This window comes from Lactobacillus helveticus, assembly GCF_046109915.1.
GTDB classification, from domain to species: domain Bacteria; phylum Bacillota; class Bacilli; order Lactobacillales; family Lactobacillaceae; genus Lactobacillus; species Lactobacillus helveticus.
Map to the genome: position 1 here is coordinate 1,537,431 of NZ_CP151471.1, position 22,611 is coordinate 1,560,041.

At 37.5% G+C, this 22,611-nt stretch carries 19 protein-coding genes and 4 pseudogenes; 6 read left to right on the top strand and 17 right to left on the bottom strand.

Going from position 1 to position 22,611, the window contains the following annotated elements; all coding sequences use genetic code 11:
• Positions 1-24: 24 nt before the first annotated feature.
• The 10 genes and pseudogenes from pgmB to glpK form a co-directional block, all read right to left on the bottom strand.
• The gene (gene pgmB / locus AADV52_RS07830; protein ID WP_003630508.1) at positions 25-696 is read right to left on the bottom strand and encodes a beta-phosphoglucomutase; all 672 of its coding nucleotides are present in this window, start codon (positions 694-696) and stop codon (positions 25-27) included.
• Positions 689-2,953, bottom strand: a complete 2,265-nt coding sequence (locus AADV52_RS07835) for a glycoside hydrolase family 65 protein (RefSeq protein ID WP_409044992.1) — start codon at positions 2,951-2,953, stop codon at positions 689-691. The genes pgmB and AADV52_RS07835 overlap by 8 nt, the downstream gene beginning before the upstream one ends.
• 173 nt (positions 2,954-3,126) lie before the next feature.
• Complete coding sequence (locus AADV52_RS07840) at positions 3,127-4,848, bottom strand: glycoside hydrolase family 13 protein (protein ID WP_014919566.1); 1,722 nt, start codon at positions 4,846-4,848, stop codon at positions 3,127-3,129.
• A gap of 3 nt (positions 4,849-4,851) precedes the next feature.
• A complete protein-coding gene (locus AADV52_RS07845; protein ID WP_014919567.1) occupies positions 4,852-6,513 on the bottom strand; it encodes an alpha-glucosidase in 1,662 nt (553 codons plus the stop codon).
• Between the two features lie 125 nt (positions 6,514-6,638).
• Positions 6,639-6,977, bottom strand: a pseudogene (locus AADV52_RS07850) (acetate kinase); the annotation flags it as partial.
• Positions 6,978-7,111: 134 nt separating this feature from the next.
• A complete protein-coding gene (locus AADV52_RS07855; protein WP_126096207.1) occupies positions 7,112-8,353 on the bottom strand; it encodes an RNA-guided endonuclease TnpB family protein in 1,242 nt (413 codons plus the stop codon).
• 146 nt (positions 8,354-8,499) lie between these two features.
• Positions 8,500-9,141, bottom strand: a pseudogene (locus tag AADV52_RS07860) (acetate kinase); the annotation flags it as partial.
• 132 nt (positions 9,142-9,273) lie between these two features.
• Positions 9,274-10,224: a LacI family DNA-binding transcriptional regulator gene (locus tag AADV52_RS07865; RefSeq protein ID WP_014919569.1), complete on the bottom strand. Its 951-nt coding sequence runs from the start codon at positions 10,222-10,224 to the stop codon at positions 9,274-9,276.
• Between the two features lie 7 nt (positions 10,225-10,231).
• Positions 10,232-11,005, bottom strand: coding sequence for a tyrosine-protein phosphatase (locus tag AADV52_RS07870; RefSeq protein WP_012212360.1), 774 nt, complete (start codon positions 11,003-11,005; stop codon positions 10,232-10,234).
• 54 nt (positions 11,006-11,059) lie between these two features.
• Positions 11,060-12,559 carry a glycerol kinase GlpK gene (gene glpK / locus AADV52_RS07875; RefSeq protein ID WP_014919570.1) on the bottom strand — a complete coding sequence of 500 codons (1,500 nt, stop codon included), beginning with the start codon at positions 12,557-12,559 and terminating at the stop codon, positions 11,060-11,062.
• A 124-nt stretch (positions 12,560-12,683) separates the two neighbouring features.
• Here glpK and thiD point away from each other — a divergent pair, with 124 nt between their 5' ends.
• From thiD to AADV52_RS07900, 5 genes are all read left to right on the top strand, one after another.
• The gene (gene thiD / locus AADV52_RS07880) at positions 12,684-13,496 is read left to right on the top strand and encodes a bifunctional hydroxymethylpyrimidine kinase/phosphomethylpyrimidine kinase (protein WP_014919571.1); all 813 of its coding nucleotides are present in this window, start codon (positions 12,684-12,686) and stop codon (positions 13,494-13,496) included.
• Positions 13,497-13,498: 2 nt separating this feature from the next.
• On the top strand, positions 13,499-13,684 hold the full coding sequence (locus tag AADV52_RS07885) for a hypothetical protein (protein ID WP_041808849.1): 186 nt from the start codon (positions 13,499-13,501) through the stop codon (positions 13,682-13,684).
• A 120-nt stretch (positions 13,685-13,804) separates the two neighbouring features.
• The gene (locus AADV52_RS07890) at positions 13,805-14,215 is read left to right on the top strand and encodes a type II toxin-antitoxin system RelB/DinJ family antitoxin (RefSeq protein ID WP_014919572.1); all 411 of its coding nucleotides are present in this window, start codon (positions 13,805-13,807) and stop codon (positions 14,213-14,215) included.
• A 5-nt stretch (positions 14,216-14,220) separates the two neighbouring features.
• Positions 14,221-14,514: a type II toxin-antitoxin system RelE/ParE family toxin gene (locus AADV52_RS07895; protein WP_014919573.1), complete on the top strand. Its 294-nt coding sequence runs from the start codon at positions 14,221-14,223 to the stop codon at positions 14,512-14,514.
• 70 nt (positions 14,515-14,584) lie between these two features.
• Entirely contained in the window at positions 14,585-15,271 is a 687-nt protein-coding gene (locus tag AADV52_RS07900; protein ID WP_014919574.1) for a type 1 glutamine amidotransferase, read from the top strand.
• 60 nt (positions 15,272-15,331) lie between these two features.
• Here the strand turns inward: AADV52_RS07900 and AADV52_RS07905 are convergent.
• The 7 genes and pseudogenes from AADV52_RS07905 to AADV52_RS07935 all read right to left on the bottom strand — a co-directional run.
• A pseudogene (locus AADV52_RS07905) lies at positions 15,332-15,546 on the bottom strand (IS3 family transposase); the annotation flags it as partial.
• A gap of 57 nt (positions 15,547-15,603) precedes the next feature.
• On the bottom strand, positions 15,604-17,010 hold the full coding sequence (locus tag AADV52_RS07910) for an ISLre2 family transposase (RefSeq protein WP_126096208.1): 1,407 nt from the start codon (positions 17,008-17,010) through the stop codon (positions 15,604-15,606).
• 98 nt (positions 17,011-17,108) lie between these two features.
• Positions 17,109-18,332, bottom strand: a complete 1,224-nt coding sequence (locus AADV52_RS07915) for an IS3 family transposase (protein WP_014919577.1) — start codon at positions 18,330-18,332, stop codon at positions 17,109-17,111.
• A 118-nt stretch (positions 18,333-18,450) separates the two neighbouring features.
• A complete protein-coding gene (locus AADV52_RS07920) occupies positions 18,451-18,900 on the bottom strand; it encodes a C40 family peptidase (protein WP_014919578.1) in 450 nt (149 codons plus the stop codon).
• Positions 18,901-19,058: 158 nt separating this feature from the next.
• On the bottom strand, positions 19,059-19,991 hold the full coding sequence (locus tag AADV52_RS07925; protein ID WP_014919579.1) for an EamA family transporter: 933 nt from the start codon (positions 19,989-19,991) through the stop codon (positions 19,059-19,061).
• Between the two features lie 105 nt (positions 19,992-20,096).
• Positions 20,097-20,741 carry a hypothetical protein gene (locus tag AADV52_RS07930; protein ID WP_014919580.1) on the bottom strand — a complete coding sequence of 215 codons (645 nt, stop codon included), beginning with the start codon at positions 20,739-20,741 and terminating at the stop codon, positions 20,097-20,099.
• Between the two features lie 17 nt (positions 20,742-20,758).
• Positions 20,759-21,286, bottom strand: coding sequence for a hypothetical protein (locus AADV52_RS07935; RefSeq protein WP_227028440.1), 528 nt, complete (start codon positions 21,284-21,286; stop codon positions 20,759-20,761).
• A 257-nt stretch (positions 21,287-21,543) separates the two neighbouring features.
• Between AADV52_RS07935 and AADV52_RS07940 the strand changes: the two are divergent.
• Positions 21,544-22,574: pseudogene (locus tag AADV52_RS07940) on the top strand (YdcF family protein).
• Positions 22,575-22,611 lie beyond the last annotated feature (37 nt).

Below are 22,611 nucleotides of genomic sequence, written 5' to 3' on the forward strand. Positions count from 1 at the left end.
GTTTCCCCTACTCTCTTTTAGTTTTTATTCTTTTTCTTCAAAAACTTTTTCAATCTCACTCAGCTTCAAGTCAGCTGTAGATGGAACTACATAATCTGCACCCTTGCTCTTGAGTAGCTTTTCATCACCAATGCCGACTGCAAATTGACCAGCGGCTTTGATTGATTCAATACCTGCTGCCGCATCTTCAAAACTGATTACTTCATCAGTCTTGAGACCTGCAATGGCTTGAGCTTTTTCATAGATTTCAGGATCTGGTTTGCCGTGATGTAGCGTTGCTGGATCAACAATGCCATCAAATTCATCCATGATTCCTAATCTAGTCAAAATCTTAGGTGCATTCTTTGAAGCTGAAGCAATTACCATCTTTAAGTTTTGCTTCTTAGCATCTGCCAAAAGTTCTGGGATACCTGGTAAGATATCCTTTGGCGTCATCGTTTCAACTTGTTCAACGAACTTGGCATTCTTTTCGGCAGCGAATTTTTCTTTTTCTGCTTCGGTGTATTTGTCTTCTTGACCACCATATTTCAGAATCAATTCAAGCGAATCCATTCTTGAAATACCACGCAAGCTGTTGAGTTGCTCATCGGTTAAAGTGATGCCTAATTCTTTTGCCAAATTGTTCCATGCTGTTAAGTGAAACTTAGCTGAATTGGTTAAAACACCATCTAAATCAAACAATAATCCTTTAAGCATTCTGGGTTTCACCTTCTTTAAGAGTAAGTTTCTTTCCTTTAACTACAACATCTAAGTCTTCGCCTTTATGCAAAGTAATCTTAGTTTCTTTGTGATCTACATAAACTTCAATCAAACGACCACGGTAGTTAATCTTAAAGCCGTAGTGGTCCCACTTATCAGGAACAAATGGATCAAATTTTAATTGATTATGATCGTAACGCATCCCTGCAAAGCCTTGAACAATTGCAAGCCATGAACCACTCATTGAGGTAATGTGTAAACCATCAACCGTATCATTGTTGTAGTTATCAAGGTCTAAACGAGCTGTTCTTTCATAAAGCTCAACGGCCTTCTTTTGTTTGCCAAGTTCAGCAGCCAAGATTGAGTGGATACATGGTGAAAGTGAACTTTCGTGAACTGTTAATGGTTCATAGAAGTCGAAGTTCTTTTCCTTTTGTTCCTTGGTGTATTGATCATTTAAGAAGTAGATACCTTGCAAAACATCGGCTTGCTTGATAAATGGTGATCTTAAGATCTTGTCCCATGACCAGTGTTGGTTAATTGGACGTTGATCTTCAATTTCGCTAACTGGACGAATGTCTTTGTCTAGGAAGTCATCTTGTTGTAAGAAGATGCCGCGTTCCTTATCTTCTGGGAGGTACATCTTATCAACGATGTCTTGCCACTTTTCTTTTTCTTCTTCAGTGACATGAACTCTTTCTTGAGCTTCCTTCGTAGCAAGTGGCAAACGCTTCAATGTGTATTGAAGAAGCCATCTTGCCATTGTGTTGGTAAACCAGTTGTTGTTAACGTTGTTTTCATATTCGTTAGGACCGGTTACACCGTGCATAACGTACTTGTTACGCCACTTTGACCAATGAACTCTGGCTGCCCAGAATCTTGCTGTACCAACTAAAACGTCCATTCCTTCATTCTTAACATAGCTATCATCACCGGTGTAATCAGTGTACATAGCAATTGCATGAGGGATATCTGCATTTCTATGTATTTCTTCAAAAGTGATTTCCCATTCGTTGTGACATTCAATTCCGTTAAATGTAACCATTGGAAACAACGCACCTGGTAAACCTTGCTCTTTAGCGTTATGGTAAGCACCTGGCAATTGATCGTGACGATATTGAAGAAGTGCTCTTGTAACGCTTGGATCAGTTACACATAAGTACATTGGAACGATGTAAGCTTCAGTATCCCAGTAAGTAGCACCACCGTACTTTTCACCAGTAAAGCCTTTAGGGCCTACGTTTAAGCGTTCATCTTCACCGTAGTAAGTCATAAATAATTGACAAATGTTAAAGCGGATACCTTGTTGAGCGGCATCATCACCAGCAATGACAACGTCTAACTTGTCCCAACGCTTCTTCCATACGGCTTCATGATCTGCTAAGTTTTCTGCAAATGACTTAGATTGAAGCTTCTTCATTAAACCTGCTGCAACATTAGCTTGATCCTTGTCTTTGACGTCACGACTAGTTACAATGATGACATCTTTTTCAAGCTCATAGCTTTCATTTTCAGCTAATTCAATTGATAGCTTTTCGCTTAATTTTGCACTTTCAGTTGATACTGTTCCTTCGACAAATTCGCCATCATGGCGCAAGCTTTGCTTAAGTAAAACAGTAAATTGAGGTACTTCATAAGGATTTTCTTTAGTTTTTACTTGGATTGTTCTAGCATCTTTATCTTCACCAAGTGGCAACCAGAAGCGTTCATCATAATTACTGTCTTCGTTTACCACCGTGCCATCTAGTGTAGAATCGAAGTCGATCTTAGCGTGACCTTCAAGCACTGTAGCCTTTACTTTGATTAAAGCAGCTTCTTTTTGAACAATATGAAGGAAACGTTCAAATTCAAATTTAACTTTGACGTCCTTGCCTTCATAAATGAAGCTTCTTGTAAGGAGGCCTTGATGCATATCAAGTGATAATTCGAAATCATCAAATTTAACTTTAGCTAAATCTAACTTTTCACCATTAATGGTAATTCCAATTCCAATAAAGCTTGGTGCGTTAGGTGTCTTACCGAAATACTTAGGATAACCGTTCTTCCACCAACCAACACGAGTCTTATCTGGGAACCAAACACCTGCAAGATATGTGCCTTGTAAGCTATCACCAGAATAGCCTTCTTCAAAGTTTCCTCTCATACCCATGTAGTCATTACCGATTGCAGTCATGCTTTCCTGTAATCGTTTATTTTCTGGATCGAAATTATGAGTAATTATCTTCCAAGGATCAATTTCAAAAATTCGTTTCATATACTTTAAATCTCCCGCAACATCAGGTGCTCTTTTGTTTACGCTTACATTATCTTCGAATTGAAAGCGGTTTACAATATCAAAACCTTTGTTACCGGTATCAGAATTTAGTAATGAAAAAAGAAGGCAGACCCTAATCTGCCTTCTTTTCTCATGCTTATTAAAAGTAACTTTTAGCGAACCGTGATTACAAAGCCTTTTGGAGCCAATACTCCATTTTGATAATCTTGACTAAATGAATCTTTACAATCGATTTTTACATCATGATCGGTGGTATTAAAGTATGCCTTAACAGATTCAATTCCGTCTCTATCAACCTCAATCAAGCCATTTTTTGTTACGTGTAACTTAATTGTACCCTTTCCGAAGGTCTCATCATGGTCTAAACGGAACTTAATCAGTTCATGAACTCTTTGCCAAACAGGTCCATCTTCTTTTGACCAATCCATCGGCTTACGACAGTCTGGGTCATTGCCGCCAGTCATTCCCATTTCAGTACCGTAATAAATACATGGACTGCCTTTTTGCACAAATTCAAAGGTTAATGCCTGCAAAGCCAAATCTTGATCGCCGTTAGCCACTGTCAAAATTCTAGCAGTATCATGGGAATCAAGCATGTTCATCATTGCTGCATTAGTTGAATCACGGTACTTCATGAGCTGATCAGTTAAACGCTTGGTCATTTGATCAGCTGTTAGCTTGTGCTTAAAGAAATGATCTTCAATTTGCAAAGTATATGGATAATTCATTACACCTGTAAATTCATCACCATTAAGCCATGGACGAGCTGAGTGCCAAACTTCACCGACAATGTAAAAGTCTGGCTTGATATCAGTCACAGCCTTATGAAACTTCTTCCAGAAATGATGATCCACTTCATTGGCAACATCCAAACGCCAAGCATCAATGTCAAAGTATTTCACCCAGTAAGTTGCTATTTCTAGCAAGAAGTCTTGTACTTCAGGGTTAGCAGTATTTAATTTTGGCATGTGTTTTTCAAAGGCAAAAGTATCAAATTGAGGATTTCCTTCACCTTGCAATGGATCATAATATGGTTCAACCGGATATTCATTAATGTGGAACCAGCCAGCAAAACGAGAACTTGGGCCATTTTTGACCACATCTTGCCATTGCATTGACTTATCACCTAAGTGGTTAAACACCGCATCTAGCATAACTTTCATGCCACGTGCATGAGCTTCATTAACTACCTTGGCAAATAGATCTTTATCACCGAATTCCGGATCAATTTGCAAGTAATCAATCGTGTCATATTTGTGGTTGGACCCTGCTTTAAAAACAGGACAGAAGTATAAGCCATTTACTCCTAGCTTCTTTAGATAATCCAAATGGTCTAACACACCTTGCAAATCACCACCGTAGTAGTCTTCTCGACCAGGATGGTCTTCAGGATTCCAAGGCTTTACATTTTTAGGATCATTAGATTTATCACCATTAGCAAAACGCTCTGGGAAAATTTGGTACCAAACAGTATGTCTTACCCATTCTGGTGTCTTAACCATATCAATATCATGACAATACGGCACCTTAAAATAATATCCGTCTTCCATCAGAGCACTTTCAACATCGCTGCTAATTGCCCTATCACCTACAACAACGCTGGTTCCATCATTACCAATTACTTCAAATGTGTACTTTAAACGATGGAATGGTGCCTCAAGGGTGGCTCCCCAGTGATCCTCGACTTGGCCTTCACCAATTTTAGTCATTTCAATTGTTTTAGCCTGGTTTAATGGCAAATAGTTATCGCAATAGTGCACAATAACCTTTTCAACATCATTCTTTGCGCTATGAAAACGAACACGAACATGAGTCGCATCAATTACAAAGCTGTCTTCACTTTCAGTTCTGTGTTTTAATGCTGCTAATTGCATGTTTTAATTCTCCTTTTTCAACACAACACCTGCATAAGGCATCAAGGTTAACTTCCTGTTAGTTAATTGATATTCTCCTGCTTTTAATTTTTCTTCTGTATATCCTTGTGGAATTTCTATTGTAATCTTCTCATTGCTTAAGGAAACAGCCACAATTGCACTTTCATCGTTTAAATCACGCTGGTAAACATAGCTATTTTTATCAGTTGGGAGCATGTAATAGTCGCCTTTTTGGAACAAATTTTCTTTTTTAAGGGCAATCATCTTTTTATAAAAAGTAAACATGCTGCTATCTGAAGTCATTTCACTAGCAACTGAAACGTGATTTTCGATCTTTCCGTTAATCCATGGAGTTCCTTCAGTGAAGCCATAATTTTTAGTGTCATTCCATGGCATTAGACCACGGGCTGGCAATTTATGCGTTTCACTAACCATTGTCATCGCGTCTTCTCTACTGATACCTGCTTGTTCTGCTTTCTTAATCCATGGTGCAACCGTTTGATCTTCAAATTGATCGACACTAGTAAAGTGCAAGTTCTTTAAGCCTAATTCTTCACCGTAATAAATGATCGGAATCCCGCGCTGTAAGTACATTAACATTGCCAAGCTCTTAGCCTGCGTTAGAGTCTTAGCTACTCTGGTAGCAAGTCTAGCCATGTCATGATTATTCCAATAAAGCGTTGGCTGCGAAACGCCTGCTAAAGTCTGCTGCCAAACAACTTGGTTTTGCTTAAAGGCTGTAAAATCAAGTTCCTTTGGTTGATATTGTTCAGGATAACGTTTGTCTACTTTTGATTCATCATCAGTAAAGTAACGAAAAGTAATAACGCTATCCATCAAATGATTACGCTTATTAGTGTAATCAACAGCCAAATTTACGCTAGCACTTGCAGCTTCACCTAATAACAATGCATCTGGATAATCCTGTTTTATCTTTTCGCAAAATGGTCGCATCCATTCCTGAACTTGTGGCAAATTAGCAAAAAATGGTTCCGCGATAACAGGTTTATCATTGCCATTTTTATTAGGATAATTTTGTCTCAAATCAGCTTTGCTAATGTGAATAAATGCATCAAGCCGCAGACCATCAATTCCCTTTTTTAGCCAAAATTCGGCTACTTCAAGCATGGCATGGCGTACTTCAGAATTTTTCCAATTAAGATCAGGCATGCGCTTATCAAATAAATGAAAATAAGATTGGCCGGTTCCTGCTGGATCTGGCTCCCAAACGCTGCCACCAAAGAAGCTGCCCCAATTGTTAGGGCGTTTGCCATCATGACCTGCAAAAATATAATAATCACGATACAGACTATCAGGATTCTTAATTGCATCTTGGAACCATGGATGCTGATCTGAAGTGTGATTTAAGACGAAATCCATAATAATATGAATCCCAGCTTCATGAAGTTCTTTGATTAAATTCTCCATGTCTTCCATTGTTCCCATATGTGGATCAATGGCAAAATAGTTTGAGACATCATAACCGTTGTCTACCTGAGGTGAAACAAAAATAGGATTAAGCCAAACGGCATTAACCCCTAAATTTTGCAAGTATGGAATTCTTTCGCGAATACCATTTAGGTCGCCAATACCGTCATCATTGCTATCTTGAAAAGACTTAGGATAAATTTGATAAATAATTGCGTGATCATACCAATGTGCCATAATTTTTTCCTCCATGCATAGTTTAGTCGATGCAAGAAACCGGTTTCAATATGTAGAAGGATGTTACCGGTATCAAAAAAAGCGCATCTTACGATACGCCCTTTCTTTTAATAATTATTTTTCTATTATCTCGTAAGTTTAATAACTTCACGGGCAATCATTACTTCTTCATTAGTTGGCACGATCAATGCTTTAACCTTAGAATTTGGCTTTGAAATAAATTTTTCACCATCAGTTCTGTTAGCTTCAAAGTCAGCCTTTAAGCCTAGATATTTCAAAGAAGACATTACTCCTGCACGAATGCCGGGATCATGTTCACCGATACCGGCCGTAAAGACAATACCGTCTACCCCATCCATTTCTGCAGCATAAGCACCAACATAGCGAACTACACAATTAATATAAATGCGGCGAGCTAATTTGGCTCTTGGCTCATCGCTTTCAATCAAATCACGCATATCTGATCAACTACCCCGGAATAAATTCCGGGGTTTGTAGTTCTCATTCTTTTCAGAATTGTGGTAATAGCGTCTTGCGACTCCCACCTAAAGAGACTACATCATCGGGCAGTTGACGATGCCCGTTTATCCATCAAGTACTACTCGACAGATGCTTGTTTGTTAAATTGAGGTGCTTCTTCACCACTGCGGTAAAGCGTGCCTAAAAATTGGATATTCATGGCTGCTAAACGATCATCATTGGACTTGTAGCCACATTTATCGCAAGTATAGAGATGCAGTTCATGATCTCGGTTATCTTTGTGGATACGTCCACATTTAGGACAGCGCTGACTGGTATACTTAGCTGGCACTTTTACTACTGCAGAAGAGTTCAAATTAGCTTTATAAGTCAAGAATTGCTCAAATTGGTAAAAAGCCCATGACACTATTTCATAGCGCTGATCCTTTGGCGACTTTTCCGTGGCAAAACGTACGTCAGTTAAATCTTCCAAGGCATAGATCGTGTTAGAGCCATAATGGTCAATGAGTGTCTTAGTTAAACGATGATTGACATCGCTCATCCAACGGTTCTCTCGTTGACCAATCTTCTTTAATCTACGCTTAGCAGATTTAGTTCCTTTAGCTTGTAACTCCGCTCTTAGCTTCTTATATTTGCGCCTTTTGCGCAATATCTTTTGACCACTAAAAAGGATTGATTTGCCCTTTTCATCATAGCAAGCGGCTAAAAACCGCAAGCCGCGATCAATCCCCACGACATGCACTGCCTGTTCAGCTTCAAACTCCGGTATAGCCGTGGTAGCGCTAAGGTGAATATACCATTTACCTCTTAATTGAAGCATTTTAAGTGAACCAAACTTCCATTTAGTCTGATCAAGATACTGGTCAAAGCCTTTGCACACAAAATCTACTTTCCTTCTGCCATTCAAGGTATTTAATGATAGCTGGTTAGTAGTAGATAGGTAAGACCAATCTCGACCACGCTGTAAATCAAGCTGAGGGCGTTTGAAATTAATCGGTTGCCAAAGCCAAGTTAAATCACGATAGATCTGTGCCCAAATACCACGACCTTTGCCATCTTTCTTGCCAGTATCGTAACGAAAAGGATGTTGAAAGAGCTGGGTCTTAACTGTCTTATAGCGAGCTATAACAATTTTAATGGCTGACTGTGCCATTTGACTCTTAAGTTCAAACTTATCACGCAAATCATGATACAGAGCTTTGTTTAACTTGGACTGTTTTAATTCAAAAGCATGTTCAAAAATATACTGCGAGATAAAGTTGCAGGCATCACGATATTTGCACATGGTATTTGAAAAAGCTTGGGCTGTTTCATCATCAATATTGAGTAATTGAGCTTTAATAACAACTGATTGATCCAAATAATTTCACCCCCCTTAGCTGTATTCATTAAATATTATATCATAACCTAAATAGTGAATTATAAATAGAAAGAAAAAGGGACTGAAAGTGCAATTCCTCCCCGCATTAAAATGGGGGGTATCCTTGCTTAATCAGTCCCAAAGTTTATCAATGAACCTGATCCTAAGTGACAAACAATTAAACGGGCAATGTTAATGTTTTTATGCATCATCTCGGCTGCACGAGGTGCAACGTAGCGTACAGAAGTGCCATGTGCACCGTATTTACGCACTGCGTAATCTTTATAGTATTTATACGGAATAGAATATAAATAATGAACAGCGTCAAGAGTGTGATGATATGCAGTATCAAAAACCGCAACCTGTGGGACATTAGGGAGAATACTCATAAAGGCTTTAACGCCTTCTGTCTCAGGGCCATTATGCAACGGTGCAAATTGAGCAATTCGTTCAAGTTTATGAAGATTGTGATTATCAATAACTACAGAACTAGAAAAGACTTCACCGCCGTTAACGATTCGGTGACCTACCCCTTTAATCTCACTTAAATTTTCTACAACTTGATATTTCTTTAAGCACTCAATCAATAGCTTTACTGCATCTTTTTGCGTAGGGATCGACATGTTTTTGATATATTCGTTACCGTTAGCCAATTTTATTTTAAAAATTGAATTTGGCATCCCTACACGCTCTGCTCCACCTTTTGCAATCACTTGCTCGCTAGGAAAAGAAAAGAGCTTATATTTAAAAGAAGAACTACCTGAATTAATCGCTAAAACTTTTTTCATAAATTTATGACCTCTATTTGTAATTCATGTATCTATAACTTACGTCTCATTTCAAGTATAGCGCTTTCATTTAAATAGTAAAAAGATTTTAAAATGAAAAAACGCATTGATTTGAAAATCAATGCGCATCTATTATCTAGTAGTTTCACGTCTAATTAGCTCTGGCTTAAACATAACTTCTCCTTGAGGAGAACCAGATTGAGCAATTTTTTGTAACAGCATGCTTGCTAACATTTCACCCATCTTAAAAATAGGCTGCTTAATTGTTGTTAACTTAGGATTAGAAACTTGGTCCAAGAATACCCCATCAAAGCCAATGACGCCAAAATCTTCTGGAATTCTAGCTCCCTCATCTTGCAATTGTCTGACTACGCCCACCGCAATTCGGTCACTCGCACAAATAAAGCACGTGTCTTTCTTAAATTCCTTAAAATGCTCATGAATTATTTCTTGTGCCTTATGACTATGATTAGGAACACGATATATCTGCGGAATTAGTTGATGCTGCTGCAAAGTATTGATGTAACCAGCTTCACGTGAATATTCAAACGGCTCTTTAATATCAATTCCAATAAAAATAATGCGTTTGTATAAGCGATCTAATGCATATTGTGTAGCAATTTTCTCAGCAGTTTGATTATCTGTATCAATAAAATCATATCCGCGGTGATTTTCACCGAATAATACGAACGGCTTATCCAGCTTATCGAACATATCATAGTCTTTATTCCGCGCACCCGTAATCAAATAACCATCAGCATGACCTTTTTTAATTTGGGTGGGATCAGTTACTAACTGCATGGCATATTGCTTAGTATTCAAGCCTCGAGCAAAGCCGAAAAGCAAGTTCATGTAATAAGGCTCGGTTGTATCAATATCTTCTAAAGTAATAAATTTGACTACATTAGTACGATTATTAACTAAAGCTTGGGCAATTGAATTAGGATGGTAATTTAAATCTTTCATCACCTTTTCAACTATTACTCGCAACTCTGGCGTCACTTGCTCAGGATGATTAATCACCCGAGATACTGTCATTTTTGAAACATTTGCTTCTTTAGCTACATCAGATAATGTTGTCATATATTTCCTATTCTAAATACATCTTTCTAAATCTATCTAGATCACTTTGGCTAAAATGAAGTTCTTTTTTGAAGAAACCATCAAAATCGCCCCAACCTGCACGGATTGTTTCGGTAATTCCGCGAATTGCTGGGCCTTCTCCTTTGGTCAGGTTCATTTTAGAAACCATCTTGGCAATCTGATTATCATCAGGGTATTGCTTGGCTAATGCAAAATTATACAGTTCATTCGTCAATAAATAATCTTGCGCAATCGTATCATCATCGACGCCAAGAGCAGTCAAAATCAAAGCTGATGTCATACCGGTTCTGTCTTTTCCCGCACTGCAGTGATAAACCAAGGCATCCTCTTCTGGAAGTTCAATAAGTTCCGCAAAAATCTTGGCAAACATATGCTGGCTGTGGGTATTAAGCAAAACTTGTTGGTAAATCTCACCTAAGTAGTTATCACCCATGTCAGGAATATGATGAATGAAACGATAGAGCTTGTTATCACCCTTGTTTTCCTTGCGATTTTCTGAATAAATGTGGGCATCAACATACCGCACGTTAGGCCATCGCCTATCAGGTGCCGCATTTTGCTCATACTTTGAACGCAAATCGATATCAACTGTGATTCTACGATCGGCTAACTTTTGCTCATCTTCATCAGATAAAGAGCTAAGCGAATCAGAACGATATATTTTATTCCACTTTACGTGTTGTCCTTTATCATTCTTATAACCACCGATATCTCTAAAATTACGCGGTCCATCTAAAGCAAGTATTCTGTCGTGCTCCATTTTTCTTACCTTTCCTTGTTAAAGTATTAATATATTACATTTTATTATACATCACTAATCATGTGCAAAAACTTGCGTTGCCTTGATTGCACGCTGCCAGCCGGAATATAGTTTATCTCTTTCTGCATCAGACATTTTAGGCTCAAAAGCTTGTCCGATTTTGAAAATATGCTTTAATTCATCCGTATTTTTCCAATAACCAACGGCAAGGCCAGCTAAAAATGCGGCACCCAGACTAGTAGTCTCTAAAATCTTAGTCCGTTCGATCGTGATATTTAAAATATCTGCCTGGAACTGCATCAAATAGTTATTGTTGCTTGCACCACCATCAACTCGCAAATCTGGGATCTTAATACCAGAATCTTTTTGCATAGTATCAACTACATTCCGAGTTTGATAAGCCAAAGATTGCAAAGTAGCTTTAATAATATCTTTATCTGTTGTTCCACGTGTAACACCAAAAATTGATCCGCGTGCTTCCGCATCCCAATAAGGTGCACTCAGCCCTGTAAATGCTGGTACAACATAGACCTCATTTTCTGAAGTTGATTCATAAGCTGCTTGCTCAGAATCTGGTGCATGTTTAATCAGCTTCATTGAATCACGCAGCCATTGAATTGCGCTACCTGCTACGAAAATTGATCCTTCTAAGGCATAGGCGATTTTGCCATTAATGCCATAACCAATGGTAGTAAGCAAATTATTGTTGGAATCCGTCGGCTTTTCACCAGTATTCATCACAATAAAGGCACCGGTACCATAAGTATTCTTTACCATGCCTGGCTTTAAAGCCAGTTGCCCAAATAAAGCGGCTTGTTGGTCACCAGCCATTCCTGCAATTGGCACAGTACCGCCAAAGAACATGCAGTCTGCAGTTTCACCATAAATTTCTGAATTAGAATGTACTTCTGGCAGCATCTGCTTAGGGATGTTTAATAACTTTAAAATATCATCATCCCACTCAAGCGTGTGAATATTAAAAAGCATAGTCCTTGCGGCATTAGTATAATCTGTCACATGTTTTTGCCCATTAGTTAATTTCCATACTAACCAGCTATCAATGGTGCCGAATAAAAGCTTGCCCTGTTCTGCCTTTTCTTGAGCACCAGGAACATGGTCCAAAATCCAGCGAATCTTAGTTGCACTAAAATATGGGTCAATAATTAAGCCTGTTTTTTGCCTGTTTTTTTCGCTATAGCTTTCTTTTTTAAGCTTTTCGGCTAATTTAGTCGTCTGACGTGACTGCCAAACAATTGCATGATAAATAGGGTTACCTGTATCTTTATCCCAAACAACCGTCGTTTCACGTTGATTAGTAATACCAATTGCTGCAATTTGACTAGGCCAAATACCTGAATTGATAAACGCGTTAGCAATCGTCGTTTGTACCGCCATCCAAATTTGATGAGCATCATGTTCTACCCAACCTGGTTCTGGAAAATATTGGGGTATTTCTTTTTGAGCAGAAGCTGCTTCCTTTCCATTATGATCAAACAGAATAGCTCTAGTTGAAGTGGTTCCCTCATCAATTGATAAAATATATTGCTCAGCCATTTTAAATCTCTTTCCTACAAAAGCGCTTTCTTAAAAGTTTACTGTTTTTTGTATGCAGATTCTAGCAGTTCTTTTTGTAACTACGTTATAATTTTCTTAACATTAAGACTAAGAGGTGTATGAAATGATAAAAGATCCAAAAATCGCAGTAACCATTGCAGGAAATGATAGCGATGGTAGTGCCGGTATGCCCGCCGATTTGCACGCATTTTATGACCGTGGCGTTTACGGAATGGGCTTAATGACCGCTGCTGTAGCCGGCAATACAACCGGAATTTTTGCGCAACAGATTATGCCGGTTGACTTCATTCAAAAGCAGTTCGACGTATTAAATGATGACTTCAAAATTAGTGCTGCCAAGACGGGAATGCTTGCAAATAAAGAAATTATCGACTGTGTAGCCGATAATCTTGAAAAATATGACATGGGTAAAATTGTGCTTGATCCGGTAATTATCACCAAGCATGGCGCAACTTTGCTTGATGACGATGCTTACCAAACCTTCTTAGATCGACTCTTACCATTAGCTGACGTGATCACTCCTAACTTTTATGAACAACAAAAGCTAACCGGGATGAAATTGGAGAATAAGGTAGAAATTCACGCCGGTGCTAAAAAATTGCAAGAGATGGGTGCTAAGAACGTCTTGATGAAGGGCAGACACGACGCTGATCAAGCTGAAGTTACCGATATCTTACTTACTGAAGATGGAAATTTCCATGAATTTACCAAACCACACTTTAAGACTGACCGCGTAAACGGTACCGGTGATACTTTATCTGCAGTCATTGCAGCAGAGCTTGCTAAAGGTAAATCAATTATTGATGCAGTTAAAATTGGTAAGGACTTTACCTATGAAGCTATCTCTCACTCTATCAATGTTGGTTCTAAGTGGGGACCAATTAATCACTGGGCTGCAGAAGATAAGGTAGAATAACAATGAAAATTACACTTAAAACTATTTTTTATGTAGTCTACTTCTGTAATCTCATTTATCAGATCGGCTTCATCGGTTACAAGCTGCTGGCACACAACTCAATCACCACTACCGAATGGATTATAGCTGTCTCTAGTGTTGCAGCAACTACATTAATCTATATATTTGTGAAAAAACTTAATTCATGAACAATTATTAAAATAAGCAACTAGTTTTGGAAACTAGTTGCTTATTTATGTGCTATTTTATGATAATATTTAGTAGTAAACTACAAAATAACTACATATTTTACATAAAGAGGCTAAATTATGACTGAAAAAGCAGCAATTAACATCCGTGTTAACAAAGAAACAAAACAAAATGCAGAAAAAGTATTAAACAAACTAGGGATGCCCATGTCAGTCGCAATTGATATTTATTTACGGCAAATTGCATTAACCGATAGCATTCCTTTTGACCTATCGTCAAAGCCAAGAAAAAATAAAAATGACCATGATACGGCAATGATGATCGCAGAAGCCACTGCTCAATATGATGTCGTCAAATCTAGTTGGGAAGACAAATTAAGTGACGTTACTCCAGATTGGATGAATATGAACAAAATGACTAAGGAAGAGCTTGAGGCAAGACTAGCTAAACATGCTCAAGATGCAAAAAATGGTAAAAATGTTGAAATTAACAAAGCTTTTGCTCAACTCAATAAAGAATTAGGGATCTAAAAGCCATGCAAGAATACACAATTAGATTAACACCTAATGTAATCATGGCTCTTAAAGAAATATATAATGCGATTTTACAATTATCTCAATCATCACAGACAGCTCAAGATTATGTCACAGGTCTAGAACAAACTATGCAATCTCTAAGATATTTTCCAGAAAGATATGTAAAAACTCCTTCAGGAAAATATCGACGAGTTAATTTTAAGAAATACGCTATTATTTACTTTATTGAAGAAAACACTGTATACATTATTGACATCATTCTTGCCTCATCGAGTTTGATAACAAAATATTAATCCTTTGCTCCACTCTAGCTATTAAGCTATACTAAGAGCATAAATTTCTAAGCAAATAAGGGACGATAAAATGAGCGATAAATTAATTAAAATTGCGTATCTTTACGAAGATTTGATGAATACTTACGGTGATTCCGGTGACGTCAAGATCCTCAGCTTTTTATTAAAGCGTGAAGGCTACGACACTCAAGTTGATAATATTTCACTTGGTGATGAATTCAACGCTTTTGATTACGACTTTGTATTCTTCGGCGGTGGTCAAGACTTTGAACAAACAGTAGTTGCTAAAGACTTGCCACGTCACAAAGACACATTGAAGGAATATATCAACGGCGATAATCCAATGCTTTGCATCTGTGGTGGTTACCAATTAATGGGTAATTATTACAAAACAAATTCTGGTATAACAATTCCTGGTTTAGGTATTTTGCCATTGCACACTGTCTTTAAATCAGACAAGCGTATGATTGGTGATACGCGTTATATGACTGAATGGGGCGAAGTTAAAGCCTTTGAAAATCACTCCGGTCAAACCTACTTTGATGACAAAGATAAATTGCATTCACTCGGCGACATGATTGAAGGATACGGGAATAACCCACAAGATCATGTAGAAGGCTTGCGTTACCGTAACTTCATCGGTTCATATTCACATGGTCCACTTTTGAAGAATACTAACGTAGCTAATGCGATTGTTAAGTTAATCATCAAGCGTCATAACGACCGTGTAAATGCTTCTGAAAAAGTAGCTGAATAATAAAATAGATAAAAAATAAAGCTCAACCTGTATTGATATGAACCCCAAATTTTGGACATATTATTGGACTGCTTTATTTAAGACCATATTTCGATATTCTATCGGAGTATGGTTTTTTAGTACCGTTTTGATTCTATCATGATTGTAGTAATGAATGTATTCTTTGATTGCTTGCTCTAATTCATCCATGGTTTTGAATGTTTTTTCAAAGCCATAGAACATCTCACGCTTAAGAATACCAAAAAAACTTCCATTAAGCCATCATCTAAAGAATTGCGTAAGTGTCAATATTTTTGCGGTAGGCTATTAGCCATTAGTCTGACCTTAATTTCTTAAATATTTATTTGATTTATTTTTCTGCTAAAATCGTTTAAATAGCTATGTCCTGCTGTTAAGCTTTCAATGGCGCCGTGATGAATGCCCAGATGAGCTTCATGCGTCTTTCTTAGGCTGGCACGAACTGCACCTTTCAATTCTTCCTGATCACCAATATCGAGCTGCCCACCTGCAAATTCACTGCTAAGCCAGTATTCCAGCTCTTTGTTTTTAATGCAAGTCAGCACACGCAGAATTCCTTCGGCACCATCTTCTGACCAGTATTTTCCTTGCCCTTTGACGCGATAAGTATACTTGCGGTGATTGCTCTCACAGCAGCCAATTGCCTTAATTACTGACAAATGACGCATTTTGAATGGCTTAATATCCACCCAGCGACGATGAAGATAGCTGCGCAGGCGCCTTAAATTCTCATGATTTTCTGGCGTATTCAGCTCATCAATCAGATTGCTTTCAATCGTGTCTAAAATCACGTCAGTCAAGTGACGGTCATATTTAAACTCAACTGCACTGATCAATTTGCCTTGCATGGCCGGCATGAAGCTTAGACGATCTTTAATCTTTTTGTTCAAGTGAAAGACATCCAAGAAGTGTTCGTGCTGCCGGCAATAGCCAACTATTTCATCAAAGTCTTTCTTGGCATAGCCAGCACCGCCATCGGCATTACTGATGATTAAAGTATCGCTTAAGTCATAGGTATTGGCTAAATAAGCTTTAATTTCTTGCAAAGCATCCAAGCGGCTTAAAGAAACAAACTCTTTGGCCTGTACTCTCTTTCTGCGTGTCTTGCTTAAATTAATAATATCCTCGCAGACTTGATAGCGATGAAATTCCAGTCGCTTCTTGGTGCCTTTAATCACAACGCCATCGCCTTCAAGATAAAGCACTGGCACCTTTTTCTTTTGAGCAATACCATCGTATCTTTCCTCAGACTGCTGCTGTGCTTTAATCTGTTTGCTTGCTTGCACAATCAGCTTGCCAACTTGACTATGGCTAATATTGAAACAGGAGAGAGTATTAACAGCTAAAGCAGTATTGCGGTAAGTTGCCACGGCGCTAACCTGCAAAATATCCTTCACTGCCAAAACACTGTAACGCTTATATTTGTCATAGCCCATCAGCTTATCCAGTGGATATTTAGCCTTTTTGCCAGGACAAGCATATCTTCTGCGCCAATAGCTGATTTCACCAAAGGCAGTCACAACTGAACGCTTATTTTTCTTCTCGATCTGATAGCCTTGCTTTTTAGTCTCTTCAACTAGACCAGCATCAACTTCTTCTAGTGCTGCTGTCATCAATTCTCTAATCAGATCAAAGAAATAGCACATTAATGCCTTTTCACGGGCAATAACATTATTTTCAGACTTAATAATTTTTACGATATCAGCTATAATAGATTCCATAAAAGACCAGCTTCTAATGTGTTTTTTTCGTTAACATCAGACTACTGGTCTTTTTGTTTTAGCTCAAGTCCAATTTCAAAGGATTTGAGCTTTTTTAATTAATTATTCAACTTACCGCAAAAAATTATACACTTAGAAGAATTGCCTTTGCGTGACATAGATTGAGAAACACCATGATTTTTAAGCCAAGCTTGGAATGCAGCGTGCTGATATTGCCAGCCTTGATCAGTATGAAAAATTAGGCCATTAAGAGCTGGATGTTTCTTATAAGCTAAATCCAGCATATCCATAACTTGTTTTAATACTGGATGACGATTTAATGTATAAGCTACAATTTCTTGCGTACAACCGTCCATAACAGGAGACAAATATAACTTTTCTCCATTAAGATGAAACTCAGTAATATCTGAATACCAATGTCTATCAGGTATAATAGCCCCAAAATTGCGCTTAATTAAATTAGGCTTGATCTTCCCGATGGTTCCTTTATAGCTTGAATATTTAAATCTACGTCTGATGGTAATGGCATATAAATGCATTTTGACCATTAATCGCTTGACGCGCTTATGATTCACTCTCATACCTTCTCGATGCAATTGAGCAGTAATTCTGCGGTAACCATACCGGTGTCTGTGCTCTTCGAATATTTCTTTAATCCGCTTCATAACTTTTTCGTTTTTTAAATTTTTGTCATCTTTAGTCAAAGTGTAGTAATAATTACTGCGCGACAGATGTGGCAGATCAGGATTGGCATTGATCGTATCAAGCACAAACTTAACGGTTACGTGAAGTTCCTGCCTTAGCTGAGTAACCGTAGTAGCTATTTCTTGTGCTGTTGGTTTTTGGTTCTTTGGGAGACTAAGGCGTTCAATTTTTTTACAAACTCGTTTTCGACAGTAAGTCTTAAGTTCTTCTGTTTTAGGTCTTTTATCTGCCTTTGAAGCTCCTCTATCTGCTTGTCTTTGTTCTTCATGGGTAGGTCTGCCTTTCTTGTGATTAATGACATTATACCCATCTTCTTTATATTTGCGAATCCAATTATGAATTTGTCCACCATTGGATAAACCTAGCTCTAATGATACTCGGCGGGCTGATTCATGAGCAAAAAGGACTCTTTTAATGGCTTTTTCTTTGAACTCTGTTGCATAATTTTCGTATGGCTTATCTAGAACTTTTACTCCATAACGCTCCATTAAGCTTAATACATATCTTAAATTACCAGAAGTAACATTGTATTCTCTACCTAATTGCTCAACTGATTTACCATAATTTTTCCAGCTATTGTAAATATCAATTTTGTCTTGTTTAGATAATTTGGACATAACAAAAACCTCGAAATTCTTGTCCGAATTTCGGGGTTCATATCATATTTTGCAGATTGAGCTTTTTAATTTCTATTCTTAATAATTATAAAACACGCTTAGCAGCTGATGGGTAAAATTACATGCCAATAGCTTGCTTTTTAACACCTTGACCTGGCGTTGCGGCATGAACATACTTACCATCACCAACATAAATACCTACGTGGTAAGGAGATGAAGTTGAACCCCAGAATAATAAGTCACCTTTTTTAAGATGGTTTAAGGATACGCGCTTACCCTTGTTTACCTGACTATATGTAGTTCTAGGCAAGGTCTTATTGGCAGCTTTTTTATAAACGTATTGAGCTAAGCCTGAGCAGTCAAATGCGGAAGGGCCAGTTGCGCCGTAAGCATATGGCTTACCTACTTGCTTCTTAGCAAGTTTAGCAACTGCGTTACGCTTTTCCTTTTTGCTTGCTGCTTGTACAGTTTGTGATTGATTCAAATTAGGCACATTGATAAAAGATACACCTGTAAAGAATAATGATAAAACTGCAACTAACTTAACTAAACTACGTTTAAATTCCAATGTATTTCTCCTTAATATTATTTCTTAGGTCAAATGATTCGTTTAATCACTCAACGGTTTATATATTACCCAAGAAATATTACAAAGAGATGTTAAAAAGACTACTATCGAATTAAGCAATGTGACAAAGCTAGTAAAATTTTGTAATTGAGTAATAATTATTTACTTAACTTATTTTGTCCAATCTTATTGCTACGCTTTTTAGGGATGATATTAAGGGCCATGGCAGCTACTACGACAAGGACTGCTCCTACCCAATCCATTGGCATCATAATTAACCCAAAGACAAGTACAGAGCCAATCGTTGCAGAAAATGGTTCGAATGCATCAAGCAGACTAGCAGTTGAAGGGACAACATAGCGCAAGGCATTAGCCATAATTTGGAATGGAATGATGGTACCAATTATTACAACCGCTGCTGTATATAGCCAAACCTCAGATTTATTAGGAATTGCTTGAAATTGTGGCTGAATAATTACTAGGCTAAGTCCGGCAAATAGCATCCCCCAACCAGTCACTACCATACTGGATTCTTTTTTAACAATATTAACAGGAATTAAAGTATAAGCTGCTTCACCTACGGCTGAAAGCAAGCCCCAAAAAAGAGCCGCTGGTGTAATTGCCAAATGATCAAACTGACCATGCGTTGACAAAAGAAAAACACCCAAGAAAGCACAAATTGCGGCAATGATATCCAATCTACGCATAACTTGTTTGTGCGTGATAGTCAGGTAGCCCAAAACAAAAAATGGACCGATAAATTGTAAAATTGTTGCAATTGATGCATTAGCAACTTTGATACACATAAAATAGAATAATTGCACGGGCAATAATCCAAATATTCCGTAAGATAGGATTACTAAAGCATTGTGCTTATTTTTCAAAGTTTTAATCGGTGTATGCTTTAATCCGCTAGATGCAAGCAGCAGCACTATTCCTGAAATAATTAATCTTACTTGTGTTAACCACATTGGCGTAATTTTGGGACTAATATTAAACAGACCTTTAGCAAATAAGCCTGAAATGCCCCACATGACAGCTGCCATTGCAGCTAAAAACGCCCATAAACGGCGTGTTTTTTGTGTAACCATTCTTCTTTTCCCCAATTCTAAACTAGCACCTTCTATCATAGCAAAAAGAAACTAGCAGGAAAATTGGTTTTTGCACAAAAAATAGCCGCCCAAAGGCGACCACTTCTAAAGTTGATTTAAATGATACAAAGTATAACCAACCGCACCAATTACCAAGCCGATTATATACACCCACCAAAGAACTGGATGGAAGGCTAAAAGGATCAATGAAACAAACATTGTAGCTACGCTTGAATTTCTTGTTAGACGTTTTTTACCAAAAAGCAGACCAAACATAATTCCAGCTGTGGTAAAAACGTAGAATGTATCCGCACTCATCAATATATTTTCAATGATTGCCAATTGTCCTACTTGAGGTTTACCTGCAATATCTACAAAAATTTCGTAACAAGAAAAAGCCGCAATTGCAAAAGAAAGAATGACAGTGATTAAGCTAATTGTGCGAAAAATAGCTTTTTGCTTTTGAACGGGCGTCTCTTCCATAAATGTTTTCAGGAAGAAAGAACGATCTTTTTTAACGGCTACGACCTTACCAGTCTTCTTGTCATGCCAATTATATGCCCAGCTAATTACAAAGAAAGCCAAAATTAACACGAACTGAATAATCATTAAACGCCAGAAAATTTGAATAGCGAAAACTACTGTAGTCAAAAGTAAAAGAGCATAAATCAGTTCAGCGTAAAGTACATATCTGATACGTTTTTTATCTTTAAATAAGCGTGTAAAAGTTTTAGAATTTGGATCCATCATTACTATTTTCCCCTTCTTTAGAGCTTAGCTCGGTAGGAAAACCATATTCCGATTAAGCTAACTAACATCCCTAATATATTAGTAATCAACAATGGAGATTTTGCCAATAATAAAACAATTGCTAAAAATATAGTGATAACACTGGCTACCCTAATGAATCTCTTATTAGCCGCTAAAATACCGATAGCTAATCCAACCATGATCAGAACATATGCAAAATCCCCATATAACATAATGTTCATGGCTGTGTCACTAAGTTTAAATTTAAATGGCATTTCAAAAAGAATATTCCAGAGTTGACGATAAAATCTAATGGCAATGCCCAGCGCGATGAAGAAAATTAGGCCTTCAAATAAGCGCAAGAAAAACAACTTAGTGAGCCTAATACTTGTAATGGTCTCCCACAGCGTATCACGCTTTCTCATACGAATAATTGGATCTCCTCGATCAAAGATCCAACCAACTACTAAATATAATGAAATTACGATGCCTTGAACTAAAAGCAGGTGCATGAACATTGAAAAATCATAGAGCAAACTTAGCAATAAAAGAATTACATAAAATAGCTCAAGATAAGCCAGTACTTTGTCAACTTTACGCCGCTTTAACCATTGCTTAAATCATTCTCATCCATGTGGTCGTTCACGATCTCACCTACTTTTAATTTTAATCTAATTATCCATGATTATATTCTAATTTTTTAAAAAACACCAGAAGTTTTCAAAAAATTAAAAATTGCAAAATAAGCACCCATGATTTTTATTCACCTTACTTCATTTCACCTGTATAATTGATTAAAAATATGTCCTATCCGATTTTAATTACATTTTTAATATTTATAGTATTTTTAGGATATTTTATTTGGATATTGACGCATGAGCGACGGTCGCTTAAATCCGGTTTTATGTCTGTCTTAACACTTTTCAGTCTTGCACTTTTTGCGGCAACTGTACTAGTTAACATTGCAGACCTTGATCCCCATTATAAAGATTGGATTTTGCCGCTTTTTGTATTTGGCTTAGCAGCGGTCGCTTTAGGAGTCACCGTTTTTGCTTTTACTCTGATTATTATGTTTTTATATGATGGCATAAAAATTATTCGTAAAGAAGGCAATCGTTGGACAAATTATTTGTCACTAGCCATGGGAATTGTCATTATTTTCTTTTTGTTCTTCTACCCACAATTAGGCAAATTCAGTCACGATTCATGGCTTGTTTATCCTATGCATTTTTGTTACTTGTTATCATCTACTTAATAACTATTATGATGATGTACACGTTAACCGCCTGGATCAATTTAATCAACTGGCATGTTCCTCATCTTGATTACGTCGTTGTACTTGGTGCAGGAATTATGGGTAAAACGGTAACGCCACTTTTAGCCGCAAGAATTACCCGGGGAATAGAAATCTATCAAAAGAATCCTGGTTCAAAATTAATCATGTCTGGTGGCCAAGGTCCAGGCGAAGATATCCCAGAAGCAGAGGCTATGGCCGAATACGCAATCAACTTGGGCATCCCCAAAGAAGACATCATCATTGAGAACAAATCTAGAACTACTAATGAAAATCTGCGCTTTTCACATGCCTTAATGAAACCAAATAGCAAGTTCTGCATCGTCACTAATTCTTACCACGTTTACCGTGCTCTAGTTTTGGCAAAACGACAAGGATTGCAATGTATTGGCTACGGAGCTAAAACCAAATGGTACTTTACCTTGAATGCCTTTGTGCGAGAATTCATCGCATATTTAGTTATTACCAAGAGAATTCAAATTACGGTTACCGGATTTTTCGCAGTAATGACAATCATTGCTGCAGCATTTAACTTCTAATTTAAAATGGCAGTTCAAGTTAAACTGCCATTTTTTA